The sequence below is a fragment of the Blastococcus sp. HT6-4 genome, assembly GCF_039679125.1.
Classification (GTDB): Bacteria; Actinomycetota; Actinomycetes; order Mycobacteriales; family Geodermatophilaceae; genus Blastococcus; species Blastococcus montanus.
This window is the reverse complement of record NZ_CP155551.1, coordinates 1009675-1026059: the sequence shown is the minus strand read 5'-3', so window position 1 is coordinate 1026059 and position 16385 is coordinate 1009675. Positions and strand designations below refer to the sequence as shown.

Below are 16385 nucleotides of genomic sequence, written 5' to 3'. Positions count from 1 at the left end.
ATGAGCACCCCCTACTCCGGCGCCTCCGCCGCGGGCACGCCTCAGGGCTACGCGGAGCCGGATGCGCAGAACTACGCGGCCGACTACTCCGAGGACCAGACCCACAGCGGTGACATGGGCACGCCCAGGACCGCGGCCGGCAACCCCGACGTCGAAGGCGTCTCGGTCGGCGCGCTCATCGGCGAGGTGACCAAGGACCTCTCCACCCTGATGCGCCAGGAACTCGAGCTGGCGAAGGTGGAGCTCAAGGTCGAGGCCAAGAAGGCCGGGGAGGGCGCCGGCATGTTCGGCGCCGCCGGTTTCGCCGGTTACATGGTGGCGCTGTTCGTCTCGCTCGCACTGATGTGGGGCCTGGCCTACCTCGTCGGCCCCGCCTGGGGCGCACTGATCGTCGCGGTCCTCTGGGGGATCGTCGGCGCCGTCGCCTTCACCATGGGCAAGAAGAAGTTCCGGCAGGTGAACCCCAAGCCCGAGCGCACCGTGGACACCTTGCAAGAGGTGCCAGGCGCCCTCAAGCCCCACTGACCCCCCGACCGCTGACTTATCTCGACACGGCAGGAGCCGATAGACATGACCAGCAGTGACCCGGACGTCATCCGGCGGCAGATCGAGGACACGCGGCGCGAGCTCAGCTACGACGTCGACGCCCTCAACGAGAAGGTGAACCCGTCCCGCGTCGTGGACCGGAGGGTGACCGCCGCCAAGGGCCGCATGAGCGGCTTCAAGGACAAGGTGATGGGGCAGGCCGACCACGCCATCTCCCAGGCCCAGGGCAAGATGCACCACGCCCAGTCGCAGGCCCAGGGCACGATGCACGACGCCCAGGGCATGGCCTCCGAGACCGCGGGGTCCCTGCAGAACTCCATGCACTCCATGCAGGACTCCATGCAGGACAAGGCGTCCAGCGCCAAGGAGTCCATGCAGCAGATGCCGCAGCAGCTCAGCCAGCAGGCCCAGGGCAACCCCCTGGCCGCCGGGCTGATCGCCTTCGGTGTCGGGTGGCTGGTCTCCAGCCTGCTGCCCGCCTCGCAGCGCGAGCAGCAGCTGGCCCAGCAGGCCGAGAGCTCGTTCAAGGAGCACAAGGACCAGCTCATCCAGCCGGCCAAGGACGCCGCGCAGGAGATGGGTGACCAGCTCAAGCCGGCCGCCCAGCACGCGATGGAGGAGGTCAAGTCCTCCGCGCAGGGTGCGGCCGAGACCGTGAAGCAGGAAGGCCAGTCCGCGGCCCAGGACGTGCAGGGCCAGGCCCAGCAGTCCAAGGAGCACGTGCAGGGCCAGGCCCAGCAGTCCAAGGAGCACGTGCAGGGCCAGGCCCAGCAGTCGAAGCAGTCCGTGCAGGGCCAGGCCCAGCAGTCCAAGGAGCAGGTGCAGAACAAGTCCGGCTCCTGACACCGGCGGGCCCGTCCCGTCCCACGCAGTGCGCCCCGCCGGGTCCCCCGGCGGGGCGCACTGCTGTTCGAGGCCCACCCCCACGGGGTGACGCGCCGCGCCCCGTACTGCAGCCCCCCGGCCGGGGCGCCGTTCCTCCACGGGACGACGCCACCGGTCCCACCGCACCAGCGGTCCGGGACCACGATCGACGGGAGCCCTCGTGGACGCGGTTCTGCACGCCCCCGGCAGCGGACCCGCCGGCATCGTCCGGGTGCTCGTGGCCGACGACGAGGCCGACATCCGGGACCTGGTCTGCCTCGCCGTCCGCAAGGCCGGCTGCCAGGTGGTCACGTCGGCCTCCGACGGCTCGGCGGCGCTGGCGGCCGCGCGGGCGCAGCTGCCCGACCTCGCCGTGCTCGACGTCTCGATGCCCGGCGCCACCGGCCTGGAGATCTGCTCGGCGCTGCGCGACGACCCGGCCACCGCAGGCATCCGCATCCTGCTGCTCTCCGCCGGAGCCTCCCCCGACGAGGTGGCCCGGGGCCTGTCGGCCGGCGCCGACGCCTACCTCGCCAAGCCGTTCACCGTCGCCGGCCTGGTCCACCAGGTCCGGGCCCTGACCGTGCGGGAGCCGGTGACGTGAGCGTCGCCGTCCTCGACCGCCCCGCGCCGGACCGCGCGGGTCCGTCGCGCCGGCCGACCGCGCTGCGCCCGGGGCGGGAGGCCGGGCGCGGCACGCTGTCCTCCGCCGTCGTGTTCGGCGTGGCCGCCGTGCTGCTGCTCGCGGGAGCGCTGCCGGTGGCCGAGCCCACCCTGGTGCACGCCGGCCTCGCCGTCGCCTTCACCGCCACCGCGGTGGCCTGGACGGCCCGCCGCTCCCCCGCGGTCGCGGGCTCGCCGGCCGTGCCGACCGCTCACCTGCTCGCCGTCGGGCTGCTGTACGCCGGCACCGCCTCCCCGACGACGCTGTTCCTCCTCCTCAGCCCGTTGTGGGTGCTGTCCACCGCCGCGACCCGCCGCGGGGTGGCCGTCGCCGTGGCCGGGACGACGGCGGTGCTCGCCGTGCCGTACCTGCTCGGCGACCCCGCCGCCGCGGCCATCGTGCCCGGCGCCCTGCTGCTCGGCCCCCTGGTCGTCGCCGTCGGCAGCATCGCGATCCACGAGAACACCCGCCGCGTGGCCGACCAGGCCCGTGACATCGAGCGGCTGCAGCGGGAGCAGGCGGCGCTGCTCGCCCAGGTCCGGAGCCGCGCCGACGAGCTCGACACCGCCTCCCGCATCCTGGCCGCTCGCGCCCAGACGATGACCAGCGTCATCGACGCGGTCACCGAGCAGTCGATCATCGGCACCGACCTCGACGGCACGATCCGGGTCTGGAACCCCGGCGCGGAGAAGATGCTCGGGGTGCTGCGACCCGACGTCGTCCGCCGGCGCTCGATCCTCGATTTCCACCTGTCCGAGGAGCTGACCGCCGCGGCCGGGAGCACCGGCGCCGCAACCCCGCTGTCCGCCCTGGTGCACGTCGCCCGCGAGGAGGGCAGCGACGTCCGCGACTGGACCTACGTCGCCGCCGACGGCAGCCGGCGCACCGTCTCGGTCGCCGTCACGCCCCGCTCGGACGACCGCGGGGTGCACGCCGGCTGGAACTTCGTCGGCACCGACATGACCGAGGCGCGCGCCACCGAGCGCATGAAGGACCAGTTCGTGAGCCTCATCAGCCACGAACTGCGCACCCCCCTCAGCTCGATCCTCGGATACCTCGAGCTGGTCATGGACGACGAGGACCAGCCGCTGACCGACGAGCAGCGGCAGTACCTGTCCACCGTCGAGCGCAACGCGCAGCGGCTGCTGCGCCTGGTCGGCGACCTGCTGTTCACCGCCCAGGTGGACAGCGGCCGGTTCTCTCTCCAGCCGGCCGACGTCGACCTCGCCGCCGTGGTCCGCGCCGCCGAGGAGACGGCCCGCGTGGCCGCGGCCGCCGCCGGTGTGGAGATCGTCGTCGACGTGCCGCCCGACGGCCTCGTGGTGTCCGGCGACGCGGTGCGGCTCGGCCAGGCCTGCGACAACCTGGTGTCGAACGCCGTGAAGTTCACCCGCGCCGGCGGCCAGGTGCGCCTGTCGCTGCGGCCGGGCTGGCAGCTGCCCGACGGCGAGCTGGTCGCCGAGCACCGCCCCGACGCGGCCCCCGTGGCCCTCCTCTCGGTCGCCGACACCGGCATGGGCATCCCGGCCGGCGAGCGGGGGCAGCTGTTCACCCGGTTCTTCCGGTCGTCCACCGCCCAGCGCAACGCCGTTCCCGGGGTGGGGCTCGGCCTCACCATCACCAAGGCCATCACCACCGCCCACGGCGGCTCGCTGGACCTGGTCAGCGTCGAGGGCGAGGGCACCACCTTCACCATGACGCTCCCCCGCGGCACCGCCTGACTCCTGGTACCGGTCACCGGCCCCTCGTCCCGACCGGGACGGGGGGCCGTTTCTTGCGCATTCCTTGCGGTTCACCGGCGGGGGGCTGCGGTTCGGCCTCCAGAGTCGGCCGTGTCGCCACCGCACCCGGCGCCACCCGCACTGACGAGGAGACACAGACATGGGCATCACCACGGCCGGATCGACCACCACCGCCAAGGTCGTCGGTTCGCTCGGCGTTCTCGCGGCCGCCGCCGCCGTCGCCGGCATGGGGACCTTCGGCGGCTTCAGCGACAGCACCACCCCGGTCTCGGTGCCCGTGGCGACCGGCACGATCAACATCGACGCCACCACCACCGCCACCGTCCCGGTCGACGCCTCGGGCCTGGTCCCCGGTGCCTCGGTCAGCCGCGCGGTCACGCTGGCCAACACCGGCAGCCTCGACCTCGGTGCCCTGTCGATGACCATCGGCGCCACCGGCTCCGGCGTGCTCACCGGACCGGGTGGTCTGCAGCTGACCGTCACCTCCTGCCCGGTGGCCTGGACGGCGGCCAACAGCTGCGCCGGCACCCCGACCGTCGTGCGCACCGGCGGCCTCACCGGCCAGGTCCCGCTGGCCGCCTCGTCGGCGATGAAGGCCGGCCAGGCCGACCACTTCCTGCTCACGGTGTCGCTGCCCGGGACGGCCGGCAACCAGTTCCAGGGGCAGCAGAGCATGGTCTCGCTGCAGTTCGACGCCGTCCAGAAGACCGGCACCGCCCGCTGATCCGGGCCCGACGACCACTCGGAGATCCCGTCATGACCGCCGTCCTCCCCGCCCGCCACCCGGTGGGAGCCGCGTCGTCCCGGGCCACGGACGAGCACTCCGCCGCCGGCCGGGCCCACCGCATCGCGGGCCGGCTGGCCCCGTGGCTGGTCCGCGGGATCGTGGGCTTCGCCGTCGTGATGTTCGCCGTCCTGGCCGTCGGACCGCACCTGCTGGGCTACCGCACGATGACCATGCTCACCGCCAGCATGGCCCCGGAGATCGAGCCCGGCGACGTCACCGTCGCCACCCCGATCCCCGTCGCGGAGATCACCGAGGGCATGGTGATCACGTACCACATGCCGATCGGCCCCCGCAGCCTCGTGACCCACCGCGTGGTCACGGTGGAGCGGGCGGCCGACGGCGGCGTGACGGTGCAGACCAAGGGCGACGGCAACGAGACGGTCGACCCGTGGACCGCCGGCCTGGTCGGCGACACCGTCTACGAGGTGCAGGCCGTGGTCCCCGGGCTGGGCCACGTCCTGCAGCTGCTCCGCACGCCGGTGCTCAACCAGGTGCTGCTCTACGGCGCCCCCGCCCTGCTCGCCGGCTGGTTGCTGCTGACCATCTGGCGCCCCACCCGCAACGAGGAGGCCCGGCCATGACCGCGCTCCACCGCTCCCTCGTCCTGATCGGCCTGACCGTCGTCACCGTCGTCGCGGGCGTGCTCCCCGCCTCGGCCGGCTTCGGCGACACCGCCTCGGTGCCCACCACCGTCTCGACCGCCACCGTCGCACCGCCCACCGCGGTGGGCACAGCCGGGAGCTGGTGCTTCCTCGGCTTCGGCGCCCGGGTCTCGTGGACGCCGAGCCCCTCCCCCGACGTCAGCGGGTACGTCGTCACCGGCCACCGGTCCAACGGCACGACGTTCGTCGTGGCCCGGACGGGGCCCGACGCCGTCACCGCGAGCCAGACGTACTGGGCCTCCGGCAGCGTCCACACCTTCACCGTCACCGCGCAGACCCCCTACGGCTGGACGGCGACGTCCGCACCGTCGGAGGGGTTCCGGTGCTGAGCCTCCTGATCGGGGACGCCACGGCCCCTGCCCCCGGCCGTTCCGTCTCCCCGGTGGCCGACGGGCCCCTCCTCGACTTCCTGCGCGGCCGGACCACGGGGCCGGCCGCGCAGGCGGAACTCCCCGGCGGTCCCAGGGACGACGGCGGGACGGTGGACGACGACCTGGTGGACCCGGCGCTGATGGCCCGGCTCGAGGGCCTCTACGCCGACGCGCTCCCGCACCGGCTCTCGGCGATCGACCGGCACACGCGGGCCGGGGACACGAGCGCCGTCGCCTCGGCCGCCACCACCCTCGCCGGCACCAGCGGCCAGTTCGGGCACCCGGAGGTCGCGTCGCTGTGCCGCGCGATCGCCGCCGACGCCCGCCGTGGCGTGCTGGCTCACTCCCGCGTCGAGCGGCTGCAGGAGCTCGCCGGCACCTGAGCGCGGTACGACACGACCCGCCCAGGCATAGGAGGCTCTACCTATGGTTCGCGCCCCGGATGCGGGTGCATAGCCTCCTATGCCTGGGGCAGAGGTCAGGCGGCCACGAGGCGGTAGCCGACCCCGCGGACGGTGCGGATCTCGGGCGAGTTGAGCCCCGCCGCGACGAGCTTGCGGCGCAGGTTGGACATGTGCGCCTCGACCAGGCGCAGGTTGCCCTCCCAGTCGGTCTGCCAGACCTCCCGCAGGAGGGTCTCGCGCTGCAGCACCCGGCCCGGCCGCGAGGCCAGGGCAGCCAGCAGGTCGAACTCGGTCCGGGTGAGGTCGACGACGGTGCCGTCGACCCGCACCTCGCGGCTGTCCTCGTCCACCTCGAGCTCGGCGAGCCGGCGCACCGACTCCGGCTCCGGGACGGCTCCGGGTGCAGCCGGCTGCACGGTCCGGGGGAACCGCAGCATCGCCTGCACGCGGGCGGCGAGCTCGCGCGGCGAGAACGGCTTGGCCATGTACCCGTCGGCGCCGACGGCCAGCCCGATGAGCAGGTCGACCTCCTCGGCGCGGGCGGTGAGCATCAGGACGTAGCAGGGCGTCTCGGCGCGGATCTGCCGGCAGACCTCGGTGCCGTCGGCGTCGGGCAGGCCGAGGTCCAGCACGATGAGGTCCGGCGGGTCGCGCCGCACCTCCGCGAGCGCCTCGCCGCCGGTGCCCACGGCCCGCACGGCGAAGCCGGCGCGTTCGAGCACCGTGGTCACGAGCTCGCGGATCTCCTGGGTGTCCTCCACCACGAGCACGGACCGATCAGGCACGACGTCTCCTCCTCCGGTGCGCAGCGCTGGGTACGGACGGGCCTCCCGTCACCTGACCGGGTGATCGGCACCGCGGACCGCCGGCTTGAGCAGCGGCCGGATCGCCCGGTCGGGCGACCCCACCCGGAGGGGTGAGGGGACCCGGGCCCGGCTCATGCGGCCGGCGGGCACGGCCGTCAACTCCGGCGGGGACGCACCCGTCCCCCTCCCGGCGAACCGGGGGACCCCACCGACGGGAGCCGGACCCGTGGACGGTGCACTGCACGTCCTGGTCGTCGACGACGACCCCGACACCGCACTCTTCGTGCGCATCGTGCTGCAGCGCGGCGGCATGACCGTGACCACGTGCGCCGACCCTCTGGAAGCGCTGGCCCTGGCCTCGCGGGTGGAGTTCGACGCGGCGATCACCGACATCGAGATGCCGGGGATGACGGGTCTGGAGTTCCTCGACCGGCTGCGCCAGCTGCGCGCCGACCTCCCGATCACGGTGATGACCGCGCACGCGTCGGTCGACTACGCCGTGGACGCGCTGCGCCGGCAGGCCGACGAGTTCCTGGTCAAGCCGGTGCCCAAGGACACGCTCGCCGCGACGATCCGCCGGCTGGCCGAGACGGCCCAGGCCCGGCGCGCCGCGGCTCCCGCACGCCAGACGGTGCTCGCCATCGGCGCGCACCCCGACGACGTGGAGATCGGCGTCGGCGGCACCCTCGCCGCCCACCGCTCCGCCGGCGACCAGGTGGTCATCCTGACCCTCTCCCGCGGCGCCCGCGGCGGCGAGGCCGGCGACCGGCAGGACGAGTCGCTGGCCGCCGCCGAGCTCATCGGCGCCCGGCTGTTCCTCGAGGACCTCGAGGACACCCGCATCAGCCCGATGGACCCGACCATGTCGATCATCGAGCGGGTCGTGCAGGAAGTGCGCCCGACGATCGTCTACACGCACTCGCCCAACGACCGGCACCAGGACCACCGCGCGGTCCACCAGGCGGCCAGCGTCGCCACCCGCAGCGTGCCGACCGTGGCCTGCTTCCAGAGCCCCTCGGCCACGATCGACTTCCGGCCCAGCCGGTTCGTGAGCATCGACGGTTTCACCCGCACGAAGCTGGACCTGCTGAAGAGCTTCGCCTCGCAGGCGGGCATCCGCGCCTACCTCGAGGACGACTTCATCCTCTCCACCGCCCGCTACTGGTCCCGCTACGGCACCGGCGGCCGGTACTGCGAGCCGCTCGAGGTGGTCCGGGACGCCGGTGGCGTCGTCGGGGCCACCAGCGGGTCCGCCTTCCAGTCCGCCCCGTCCACCACCTCGAGCACCCGGGAGCCCTTCGGTGTCTGACCCCACCCCCACCCGCGTCCTCGTGACCGGCGCCGGCGGCCCGGCCGGCATCGCCGTCCTCCGGTCACTGGCCCGGCGCGACGACGTCGAGCTGCTCGCCGCCGACATGGACCGCTACGCCAGCGGCCTCTACCTCGTCGACGCCCCCGCGCGGCACCTGGTGCGCCCCGGCCTCGGCGAGGAGTTCGTCGACCACCTCGTCGAGCTCTGCGAGCGCGAGCGGGTCGACGTCCTGTTCTCCACCGTCGACGTCGAGCTGCCCCGGCTGGCCGCCGAGCGCAAGCGCCTCGACGAGGTCGGCACGACGCTGGCCGCGCCCAGCCTGGAGACCCTCGAGGTCTGCCTGGACAAGTACGCGCTGGCCCAGCAGTGCGCCGACGTGCTGCCCACCCCGCGCACCGCGCTGCTGGGCACGACCGACCCCGACGGCTGGGACTACCCGGTCATCGTCAAGCCGCGGCGCGGCGCGGGTTCCCGCGGCGTGCACCTGGTCGAGGACGCCGCCGCGCTGCGCGCCCTCGGCAGCGACGAGGACATCCTCGTGCAGGCCCACCTGCCCGGCGACGAGTACTCGGTCGACACCCTGGCCGACGCCGACGGGCACGTCGTCGCCGCCGTCCCGCGGTCCCGGCTGCGGGTCGACTCCGGGGTCTCGGTCGCCGGCGCCACCGTGTCCGACCCGGAGCTGGAGGACACCGCCCGCCGGGTGGCCGCCGCGATCGGTCTGGTGGGGGTCGCCAACGTCCAGCTGCGTCGTGACGCCGCGGGCCGGCCCGCCCTGCTCGAGGTCAACCCGCGGTTCCCCGGCGCCATGCCGCTGACCGTCGCCGCCGGCGTGGACATGCCGTCGCTGGCCCTGGACCTGGCGCTGGGCCGGCCGCTGCCGGCCGCGGTGCCGTTCACCGAGCTCGCCGTCGTCCGGTACCTGGAGGACGTCTTCGTCCCGCCGGCCGGCCTCGTGGCCGAGGAGGCCGACCGATGACCACCGCCCTGGGTGAGCTGGACCTGCTGCTCACCGACCACCACGTGCACTCCACGTGGTCCGACGACGCCGTGAGCGCCCCCCTGGAGAACCTGGTCGCCGCGCGGGACACCGGGCTGGCCAGCATCCGCATGGTCGACCACGTCCGGACGTCGACGACGTGGGTGCCCGGCTTCCTCGCCGAGGTCTCCGCGCTCCCCCGGATCGACGGCCTCGAGGTGCTGACCGGCGTGGAGGCCAAGATCCTCGACGCCTCCGGCCGGCTCGACGTGCCCGACGACCTGGTCGTCGGCCCGGGCGGCGTCGACCGCATCCTCATCGCCGACCACCAGTTCCCCGGGCCGGACGGCCCGTGGAGCCCGCGGCGCACGCTCGAGGAGATCGCCGGCGGCTTGTCCGGGGAGGACGCGCTGTCGATCCTCGTCGACGCCACCGTCCGGGCGATGGAGCGGGCCGGGCGCGGTCAGCTGGCCCACCTGTTCTCACTGCTGCCCAAGATCGGCCTGCACGAGAGCGAGCTGCTCGACGAGCACGTCGCCGCGATCGCCGCCGCCGCCGTCCGCACCGGGACGACGGTCGAGGTCAACGAGAAGTGGCGCTGCCCCGGCCCGCGCGTGGTGCTGGCGCTCGACGCCGCCGGCGTCTCCCTCGTCGGGTCCACCGACAGCCACGCGGCCACCACCGTGGGCCGGTACTCCTGGGTCGCCGACGCGGCCTCGGCGACCCGGCTCGTGGGTGCCCGGTGACCGCGGTCCTGGCCGCCGGCACCGACGTCGCAGGCATCGGGGAGACGGTGCTGACCGTCGTCCTGCTCGTCCTCGTCGGCATCGGCGCCGTCCCCGTGGTCGCCGGGCTGGCGCAGTTCCTGGTCATCCCGCTGCACGCGGTGCGCAACCACTACCGGGAGACCGGGCCCTACCTGCCCAACGTCGCGGTGGTGATCCCGGCCTGGAACGAGGCCGCGGTGCTCACCACCTCGATCGAGCGGCTGATGGCCCTGGACTACCCGCCGGACCGGCTGCGGATCTACGTCGTGGACGACGCCAGCACCGACGACACCCCCGCGGTGCTCGCCTCCTGCGCCGCGCGGTTCCCCGGCCGGGTCGTGCACCTGCGCCGCGAGAAGGGCGGCGAGGGCAAGGCGCACACGCTCAACCACGGGCTGCGCGAGATCCTCGCCGACGACTGGATGGAGGCGCTCCTGATCATGGACGCCGACGTCATCTACGAGCCGGCGTCGCTGCGCAAGATGACCCGCCACCTCGCCGACCCCACGGTCGGCGCGGTCACCGCCTACATCCGCGAGGGCAGCGGCGACCCGCAGGGCATCACCCGGTTCATCGGCTTCGACTACCTGGCGGCGCAGGCCGCGTCGCGCCGGGCGCAGAACGTCGCCGGCGCCATGGCCTGCCTCGCCGGCGGCGCGCAGCTGCACAGCCGGGAGAACCTGCTGGCGATCGGCGGCCAGATCGACACCTCGTCGCTGGCCGAGGACACCGTCACCACGTTCCGCACCCAGCTCGCCGGGCGCCGGGTCGTCTTCGAGCCGCACGCCCGTGTGCTGGCCGAGGAGCCGGCCGGCGTGGACGCGCTGTGGAAGCAGCGGCTGCGCTGGGCGCGCGGCAACGTGCAGATCACCTCGATGTACCGGCACCTGTGGTTCCGCCGATCGGTGCACCCGGGGCTCGGTGGCGTCTTCTTCGGGATCTTCTGGTTCGCCATCCTGCTGCTGCCGGTCGCGATGCTGCTCACCTCGATCGGCCTGATCGGGCTCTACCTGCTCGACAGCGAGCTGGCCTCGCAGGTGTTCGGGGCGGCGGTGTTCGTGCCGATCGCGACGTTCGTCTTCATGATCACGCTGACGATCTCCGTCGATCCGCGCACCGGGTTCGCGGTCTGGCGGGAGGCGCTGCTGTTCCCCGGCACGATCTCCTTCGTGGTGCTGCTGTCGGCCGCCTTCCCGGGGGCGGTGCCACTGTCGGCCACCGCGGAGACCGTGTGGACGCTGTTCGTCTACAGCTGGCTGGTGCTCTGCATCCCCCTGGCCTACGGCGTCCGGAAGCTGGAGGGCACCCGCTGGGGCCGGCCGCTGACGCCGCTGGCGCTGTACCTGGTCGGCTTCGGGCCGATGATGTGCGCGATCACCGTGGACGCCTACGTCAAGGAGTTCCGCGGGGCCGCGATGACCTGGGACAAGACCGAGAAGACCGGGAGGGTCACCGTATGAGCGCGCTGCACCAGTTGGCGGGGGCCGGGCAGCCGTTCCGCGTGAGCCCCCCGGTGGTCCTCACCGAGGACGAACTCGACCGGCGCGGCGGGGTCGTCCCGGTGTGGGCCGACCCGCTCGCGCTGGCCGACGAGACCGAGGCCGACCGGCTGAGCGAGCGCCGGCTCTACCTCGGGCTCGCCGTCGCCGTCGTCGTCGTCGTCGCGCTGTACCTGGTGCGGACCGCCGTCCTCGGCTGAACTCAGACGAAGGCGCTGATGCCGGTCAGCGCCCGGCCGACGATCAGCTGGTTGATCTCCCGGGTGCCCTCGTAGGAGTACAGCGCCTCGGCGTCGTTGAAGAACCGGACGACGTCGCGCTCGATGAGGATGCCGTTGCCGCCGAACAGCTCGCGTGCCCAGGCCACGGTCTGCCGCGCCTGGGCTGTCACGTAGCTCTTCGCCAGCGCGGCGTGGTCGTCCCGGAAGATGCCCTCCTCCTGGAGCTGGGCGACGCGCACGGCCATCCCCAGGCTGGCGGTGACGTTGCCGGCCATGCGCGCCAGGAGGTCCTGGATCAGCTGGAAGCCGCCGATCGGGCGGCCGAACTGCTCCCGCTCCTTGGCATAGGCCAGCGCGGCCTCGAACGCCCCCATCTGGCAGCCGACGGCGCTCCAGGCGACGCCGCCGCGGGTCAGCTTGAGCACCCGGTTGACGTCCTTGAACGTGTTGCCGCCCTCGAGCTTGTTCTCCGCCGGGATGCGGCAGCCCTCGAAGCTGATGTCGGCGTTCTGCACCGTGCGCAGCGCGTACTTGCCCTCCATCTTGGTCGCCGTGAACCCGGGGGTGCCCTTCTCCACCACGAACGTCTTCACCGAGTCGTCGGCGACGTCCCGGGCGAAGACGACGACGAGGTCGGCGAAGGTGCCGTTGCCGATCCACCGCTTGGCGCCGTCGAGCACCCACTCGTCGCCGTCCCGCCGGGCCGTGGTCTCCAGCCCGAGCGCGACGTCGGAGCCACCGTGCGGCTCGGTGAGCGCGAAGCAGCCGATCTTGTCCAGGGCGAGCATGCCGGGCAGCCAGCGGCGCTTCTGCTCCTCGGAGCCGAGGTTGACGATCGACCCCATCGCCAGGCCGTTGTGCACGCCGAGGAAGGTGGCCATCGAGGGGTCGACGCGCGACGTCTCCAGCGCGATGAAGCCGGTGAACAGGCGGGAGCCGCGGGGCGAGCCCTCGGTGTCGTAGCTGCGGCCGACCAGCCCGGCTTCGGCGAAGCGCGGGATCAGGTCCATCGGGAAGGTGGCGGCCTCCCAGTGCTCGTTGACCCGGGGCTTCACCTCGGTCTGCAGGAACTCGCGGATGCCGGCGAGCTCCTTGCGCTCCTCGGCCGACAGCAGTGACTCGTAGGCGTAGAGATCCCCGGGGATCAGGTCGTCGGTCATGTGCGTCCTCTCGTCGATGTCCCTCCGGGCCCTACCCGGCCGGACCGGCTCGCAACTCGATCGCCGCCGACGGGGTGGGCGCCGTGCCGGCCCGGTGCACGGCGTGCTCGGTGAGGCCGCGCTCCCCGGCCAGCCGGTGCACCGCCGTCCGGATGCGGTCGTCGGCGCCCGGGCCCATCACCGAGAAGGCGACGACCACCCGTCCGCCGGGGGCCAGCACCCGGCGGACGACGTCCCACTCGGGGGCCGGCGGCGTCCAGAAGGCCCGCACGTCGAACGACACGACGGCGTCGAACCAGCTCTCCGGCAGCTCGGCGTCGGCCAGCGCCACGGCCTGCAGGACGACCCGGCCGACGGCGACGGCCGCGCGGTTGCGGCGGGCCGCCGCCGCGACCATCGTCGGCGAGCGGTCGACAGCCACCACCTGCCCGTGGCCGACCCGGTCGGCGAGCAGCCCGGCCAGCACGCCGTGGCCGCAGCCGACCTCGAGCACCCGCTCCGCGGGGGCGGGATCGACGACGGCCGCCGCCCAGGCCAGCCGTTCCGATGCCCGCACGTCGACCTCCCGGGGCTCGACAGCGCCGACGGCGAGGCCGGCGTACCGCCGACCGTAGGACGGCCCGCCGACACAGGCGGCCGACCTGCGCACTTGACCGCACACACTCAGGTAAGGCTAACCTGCACCTAGCACCCGGAGATGCCTCCGGGAGCTTGCCCCGTTCGCGCTCCCGGTTAGGCGATCAGCTCATGTACGTGTGCCACTGCAGCGTGGTGACCGACCGCGACATCCTCGAGGCCATCGCCAACGGGGCCCGGTGCGTCGCCGACGTGGCGCGTGCGACCGGGGCGGGCCGCACCTGCGGCAACTGCGTGGATTCGCTGCGCGACCTGGTGTGCCAGCATTGCCCGGTACGGGCCGAGCGCGCCACCGAGCGTTCGGCCGAGCGAGAGCTTGGAGTATCCGGTGCAGCCCGTTAGCCCCCGCGTGGTCGAACTGCTCAACGACGCGCTGACCTTCGAACTGACGGTCACCAACACCTACTTCCTGAACGCCCGCATGCTCGACGCATGGGGCCTGCCCAAGCTCGGCAAGGTTTTCTACGATCTGTCGATCGACGAGATGCGCGACGCCGACGACATCATCCAGCGCGTCCTGCTCTTCGACGGCCACCCCAACCTGCAGCGCCTCGGCGCCATCCGGGTCGGCGAGACGGCCGAGGAGATGCTCGTGCTCGCCCTCGACAGCGAGAAGGCGGCCGTCGCGCAGTTCAACACCTCCGCCAAGGAGTGCCACGACCTCGGCGACCACGGCACCGCCGCCGTCTTCGAGGAGATGGTCCGCGACGAGGAGAAGCACGCCGACTGGTTCGAGGCGCAGCTCGCCGCCATCGAGCGGGTGGGTTCGCCGCAGTACCTCGCCGCGCAGATCACCACCGAGACTCCCTGACCGCACCCGCCTGACGCACCGAGGGCCCCCTCCCGATCCCGGGAAGGGGCCCTCGGTGCGTCAGAGGTCAGCCGGCCAGGAAGCCCTCGAGCGCGTCGAGCTGCAGCTGGGCGGCCATCGGCCCGATGCCGGTGTAGAAGACGTCGTCCTCCACGGCGTACGCCCGGCCCTCCGCGACGGCCGTCAGCATCGGCCACAGCGGCCCCGCCACGACGTCGGCCTCACCGGAGTCCGACACCGGCCCGTAGGACGAGTACAGGATGACGTCGGCGTCGGCGCGGGTGATCTCCTCGAGGCCGAGCTCGGCGAACGTCGGCGTCCGGTCCGTGGGCAGCTCCACCTGGTCCAGGCCGATGTCGGCCAGGACCGTGCCGACGAACGACTCCGGCTGGTAGACGCGGATGGCGCCCTGGACGAAGCGCAGCGGGCTCACGGTCGTGCTCGCCGGGTCGCCGATCACCTCGCCGAGCTCGTCCGCCTGCTGCTCGTACTCCGCGAGCAGCTCCTCGGCCTGGTCCTCCCTGCCGAGCGCTTCGGCGTCGAGGAGGAAGTTCTCCTTCCACGTGTCACCGAGGTCGGCGGCGAACACGGTCGGCGCCATCTGCGACAGCTGGTCGTAGATCGCCTCGTGGCGGACCTGGTTGGACAGGATCAGGTCCGGCTCCAGCGCGGCGATCTCCTCGAGGTTCGGCTCGGCGATCGTGCCGACGACCTCGATGCCCTCGGCGTCGTCGGCCAGGTAGCTCAGGAACTCCCCGGAGACGTCGGTGGTCACCGCGCCGACCGGCGTGACCCCGAGCGAGAGCGCCGCGTCCAGCTCCCCGGTGTCCAGGACGACGACGCGCTCGGGCTGCTCCGGGATCTCCGTGCTGCCCATGGCGTGCTCCACCGTGCGCGGGAACGCCGCGTCCTCGGCCGGCGTCCGACCGGCCGACCCGGCGTCGGGCTCGGAGCTGTCGCCGCACGCGGTCAGGGCCAGGGCTGCCGCCACGGAGAGGGCGGTGGCCCGTAGGACGCGGATCGTCATCGTTCTCCTTAGAACAGGGGCGCACGGCCGGGAGGACGCGCGGCTGGATCGTCCGGCAGGCGTGTGCAAGACTGCCGGGAGCTAGGTGAGGCTAGCCTAAGTCGAGAGACGGCCTGCACCTGCCCGAGCCGAGAGTCGTCATGACCGTCGAAACCGTGCAGGTCCCCGCCTACCGCACGTTCCCGGTGCGGGTGGCCCGGGTGCAGCGGCTGAGCCCCGGCTTCGTCCGGGTCACCTTCACCGGCCCCGAGCTGGACGCCTTCGCCAGCAACGGGTGGGACCAGCGGATCAAGGTGATGCTCCCCCTCCCCGGCCGCGGCATCCTCGACTGCCCGGCCGGCGACGACTGGTACGGGGCGTGGCGCGCGCTGCCCCCGGAGCGGCAGATGCCGATCCGCACCTACACCGTCCGGGGCTTCCGCCCGGAGCGCCTCGAGGTCGACGTCGACTTCGTGCTGCACGGCGCCACCGGCCCCGCCTCCGCCTGGGCCGAGCAGGCCACGACGGGTGACGAGGTCGTGCTGGTCGGCCCGAACGCCCGCTTCCCCGGCCCGACCGGCGGTTACGAGTGGCACCCGCCGGCCGACGCCTCCTGCCTGCTGGTCGCCGGCGACGAGACGGCGGTGCCGGCCGTCTGCGCGATCGTGGAGAGCCTTCCCGCAGGCCGGCTGGCCCGGGTGCTGCTCGAGGTGCCGACGGCGGCCGACGCGCTGGACGTGGCCGCTCCGGCGGGGGTCGAGGTCACCTGGCTGCCCCGTTCACCCGCCCACGGTGCTCCCCCCGCCCCGCGCGGGCAGCTGCTCACCGCCGCCGTCGTGGCGACCGTGCGCGAGCTGGGGCCCCTGCTCACCCCCTCCCCCGCTGCCGAGCTGGCCGACGTGGACGTCGACACCGAGATCCTCTGGGAGGTGCCCGCCGACACCGCCCCGCAGGGGTCCTCCGGCGTGTACGCCTGGCTGGCCGGGGAGGCCAGCGTGGTCAAGGGCCTGCGCCGGCACCTGGTGCAGGAGGCCGGCGTCGACCGCTGCTCGGTCGCCTTCATGGGGTACTGGCGCGAGGGCCGCGGCTCCGACTGAGGCTCCCGGGCCCGGCACCGGGCGCTGGCCTCCCTCACCCGTTCGGGCAGG

At 73.5% G+C, this 16385-nt stretch carries 20 protein-coding genes; 16 read left to right on the top strand and 4 right to left on the bottom strand.

Features of this window, described 5'->3' with window-relative positions:
- The 8 genes from ABDB74_RS05005 (at nt 1) to ABDB74_RS04970 (ending at nt 6019) form a co-directional block, all read left to right on the top strand.
- The gene (locus ABDB74_RS05005; RefSeq protein ID WP_346622228.1) at nt 1–525 is read left to right on the top strand and encodes a phage holin family protein; all 525 of its coding nucleotides are present in this window, start codon (nt 1–3) and stop codon (nt 523–525) included.
- A 45-nt stretch (nt 526–570) separates the two neighbouring features.
- The gene (locus tag ABDB74_RS05000) at nt 571–1389 is read left to right on the top strand and encodes a DUF3618 domain-containing protein (RefSeq protein WP_346622226.1); all 819 of its coding nucleotides are present in this window, start codon (nt 571–573) and stop codon (nt 1387–1389) included.
- Between the two features lie 202 nt (nt 1390–1591).
- Nucleotides 1592–2014 (top strand): response regulator, encoded by a 423-nt coding sequence (locus ABDB74_RS04995; RefSeq protein WP_346622225.1) that lies wholly within the window; start codon nt 1592–1594, stop codon nt 2012–2014.
- Nucleotides 2011–3795, top strand: coding sequence for an ATP-binding protein (locus ABDB74_RS04990; RefSeq protein WP_346622224.1), 1785 nt, complete (start codon nt 2011–2013; stop codon nt 3793–3795). Before ABDB74_RS04995 ends, ABDB74_RS04990 begins: the two co-directional genes overlap by 4 nt.
- A gap of 160 nt (nt 3796–3955) precedes the next feature.
- The gene (locus ABDB74_RS04985) at nt 3956–4540 is read left to right on the top strand and encodes a TasA family protein (RefSeq protein WP_346622223.1); all 585 of its coding nucleotides are present in this window, start codon (nt 3956–3958) and stop codon (nt 4538–4540) included.
- Nucleotides 4541–4572: 32 nt separating this feature from the next.
- Nucleotides 4573–5184 (top strand): signal peptidase I, encoded by a 612-nt coding sequence (locus tag ABDB74_RS04980; protein ID WP_346622221.1) that lies wholly within the window; start codon nt 4573–4575, stop codon nt 5182–5184.
- A complete protein-coding gene (locus ABDB74_RS04975; protein WP_346622219.1) occupies nt 5181–5594 on the top strand; it encodes a hypothetical protein in 414 nt (137 codons plus the stop codon). The genes ABDB74_RS04980 and ABDB74_RS04975 overlap by 4 nt, the downstream gene beginning before the upstream one ends.
- A gap of 53 nt (nt 5595–5647) precedes the next feature.
- Complete coding sequence (locus ABDB74_RS04970; protein ID WP_346622217.1) at nt 5648–6019, top strand: Hpt domain-containing protein; 372 nt, start codon at nt 5648–5650, stop codon at nt 6017–6019.
- 95 nt (nt 6020–6114) lie between these two features.
- On the opposite strand, the gene ABDB74_RS04965 is transcribed toward ABDB74_RS04970, so the two are convergent.
- Nucleotides 6115–6825 carry a response regulator transcription factor gene (locus tag ABDB74_RS04965; protein ID WP_346622215.1) on the bottom strand — a complete coding sequence of 237 codons (711 nt, stop codon included), beginning with the start codon at nt 6823–6825 and terminating at the stop codon, nt 6115–6117.
- A 247-nt stretch (nt 6826–7072) separates the two neighbouring features.
- Here ABDB74_RS04965 and ABDB74_RS04960 point away from each other — a divergent pair, with 247 nt between their 5' ends.
- Genes ABDB74_RS04960 through ABDB74_RS04940 form a run of 5 tightly spaced genes read left to right on the top strand, consistent with a single transcriptional unit; the run spans nt 7073 to nt 11603 of the window.
- Nucleotides 7073–8155, top strand: a complete 1083-nt coding sequence (locus tag ABDB74_RS04960; RefSeq protein ID WP_346622214.1) for a response regulator — start codon at nt 7073–7075, stop codon at nt 8153–8155.
- Nucleotides 8148–9137, top strand: coding sequence for an ATP-grasp domain-containing protein (locus tag ABDB74_RS04955; RefSeq protein WP_346622212.1), 990 nt, complete (start codon nt 8148–8150; stop codon nt 9135–9137). Before ABDB74_RS04960 ends, ABDB74_RS04955 begins: the two co-directional genes overlap by 8 nt.
- Complete coding sequence (locus ABDB74_RS04950; RefSeq protein ID WP_346622211.1) at nt 9134–9883, top strand: histidinol-phosphatase; 750 nt, start codon at nt 9134–9136, stop codon at nt 9881–9883. Before ABDB74_RS04955 ends, ABDB74_RS04950 begins: the two co-directional genes overlap by 4 nt.
- The gene (locus tag ABDB74_RS04945) at nt 9880–11364 is read left to right on the top strand and encodes a glycosyltransferase family 2 protein (protein WP_346622210.1); all 1485 of its coding nucleotides are present in this window, start codon (nt 9880–9882) and stop codon (nt 11362–11364) included. Before ABDB74_RS04950 ends, ABDB74_RS04945 begins: the two co-directional genes overlap by 4 nt.
- Nucleotides 11361–11603, top strand: a complete 243-nt coding sequence (locus ABDB74_RS04940; protein WP_346622208.1) for a hypothetical protein — start codon at nt 11361–11363, stop codon at nt 11601–11603. Before ABDB74_RS04945 ends, ABDB74_RS04940 begins: the two co-directional genes overlap by 4 nt.
- 2 nt (nt 11604–11605) lie before the next feature.
- Here ABDB74_RS04940 and ABDB74_RS04935 read toward each other — a convergent pair whose 3' ends face one another.
- Entirely contained in the window at nt 11606–12784 is a 1179-nt protein-coding gene (locus tag ABDB74_RS04935; RefSeq protein ID WP_346622206.1) for an acyl-CoA dehydrogenase family protein, read from the bottom strand.
- 31 nt (nt 12785–12815) lie between these two features.
- Entirely contained in the window at nt 12816–13340 is a 525-nt protein-coding gene (locus ABDB74_RS04930; protein WP_346622204.1) for a class I SAM-dependent methyltransferase, read from the bottom strand.
- Here ABDB74_RS04930 and ABDB74_RS20655 point away from each other — a divergent pair.
- On the top strand, nt 13331–13762 hold the full coding sequence (locus tag ABDB74_RS20655) for a bacterioferritin-associated ferredoxin (RefSeq protein ID WP_407062151.1): 432 nt from the start codon (nt 13331–13333) through the stop codon (nt 13760–13762). The genes ABDB74_RS04930 and ABDB74_RS20655 overlap by 10 nt on opposite strands.
- Nucleotides 13749–14231 (top strand): bacterioferritin, encoded by a 483-nt coding sequence (bfr, locus tag ABDB74_RS04925; RefSeq protein ID WP_346622202.1) that lies wholly within the window; start codon nt 13749–13751, stop codon nt 14229–14231. The genes ABDB74_RS20655 and bfr overlap by 14 nt, the downstream gene beginning before the upstream one ends.
- Nucleotides 14232–14298: 67 nt before the next feature.
- On the opposite strand, the gene ABDB74_RS04920 is transcribed toward bfr, so the two are convergent.
- A complete protein-coding gene (locus ABDB74_RS04920) occupies nt 14299–15258 on the bottom strand; it encodes an iron-siderophore ABC transporter substrate-binding protein (protein ID WP_346622201.1) in 960 nt (319 codons plus the stop codon).
- A 140-nt stretch (nt 15259–15398) separates the two neighbouring features.
- On the opposite strand from ABDB74_RS04920, the gene ABDB74_RS04915 reads away from it, so the two are divergent.
- Nucleotides 15399–16334, top strand: a complete 936-nt coding sequence (locus tag ABDB74_RS04915; protein ID WP_346622200.1) for a siderophore-interacting protein — start codon at nt 15399–15401, stop codon at nt 16332–16334.
- Nucleotides 16335–16385: the final 51 nt, after the last annotated feature.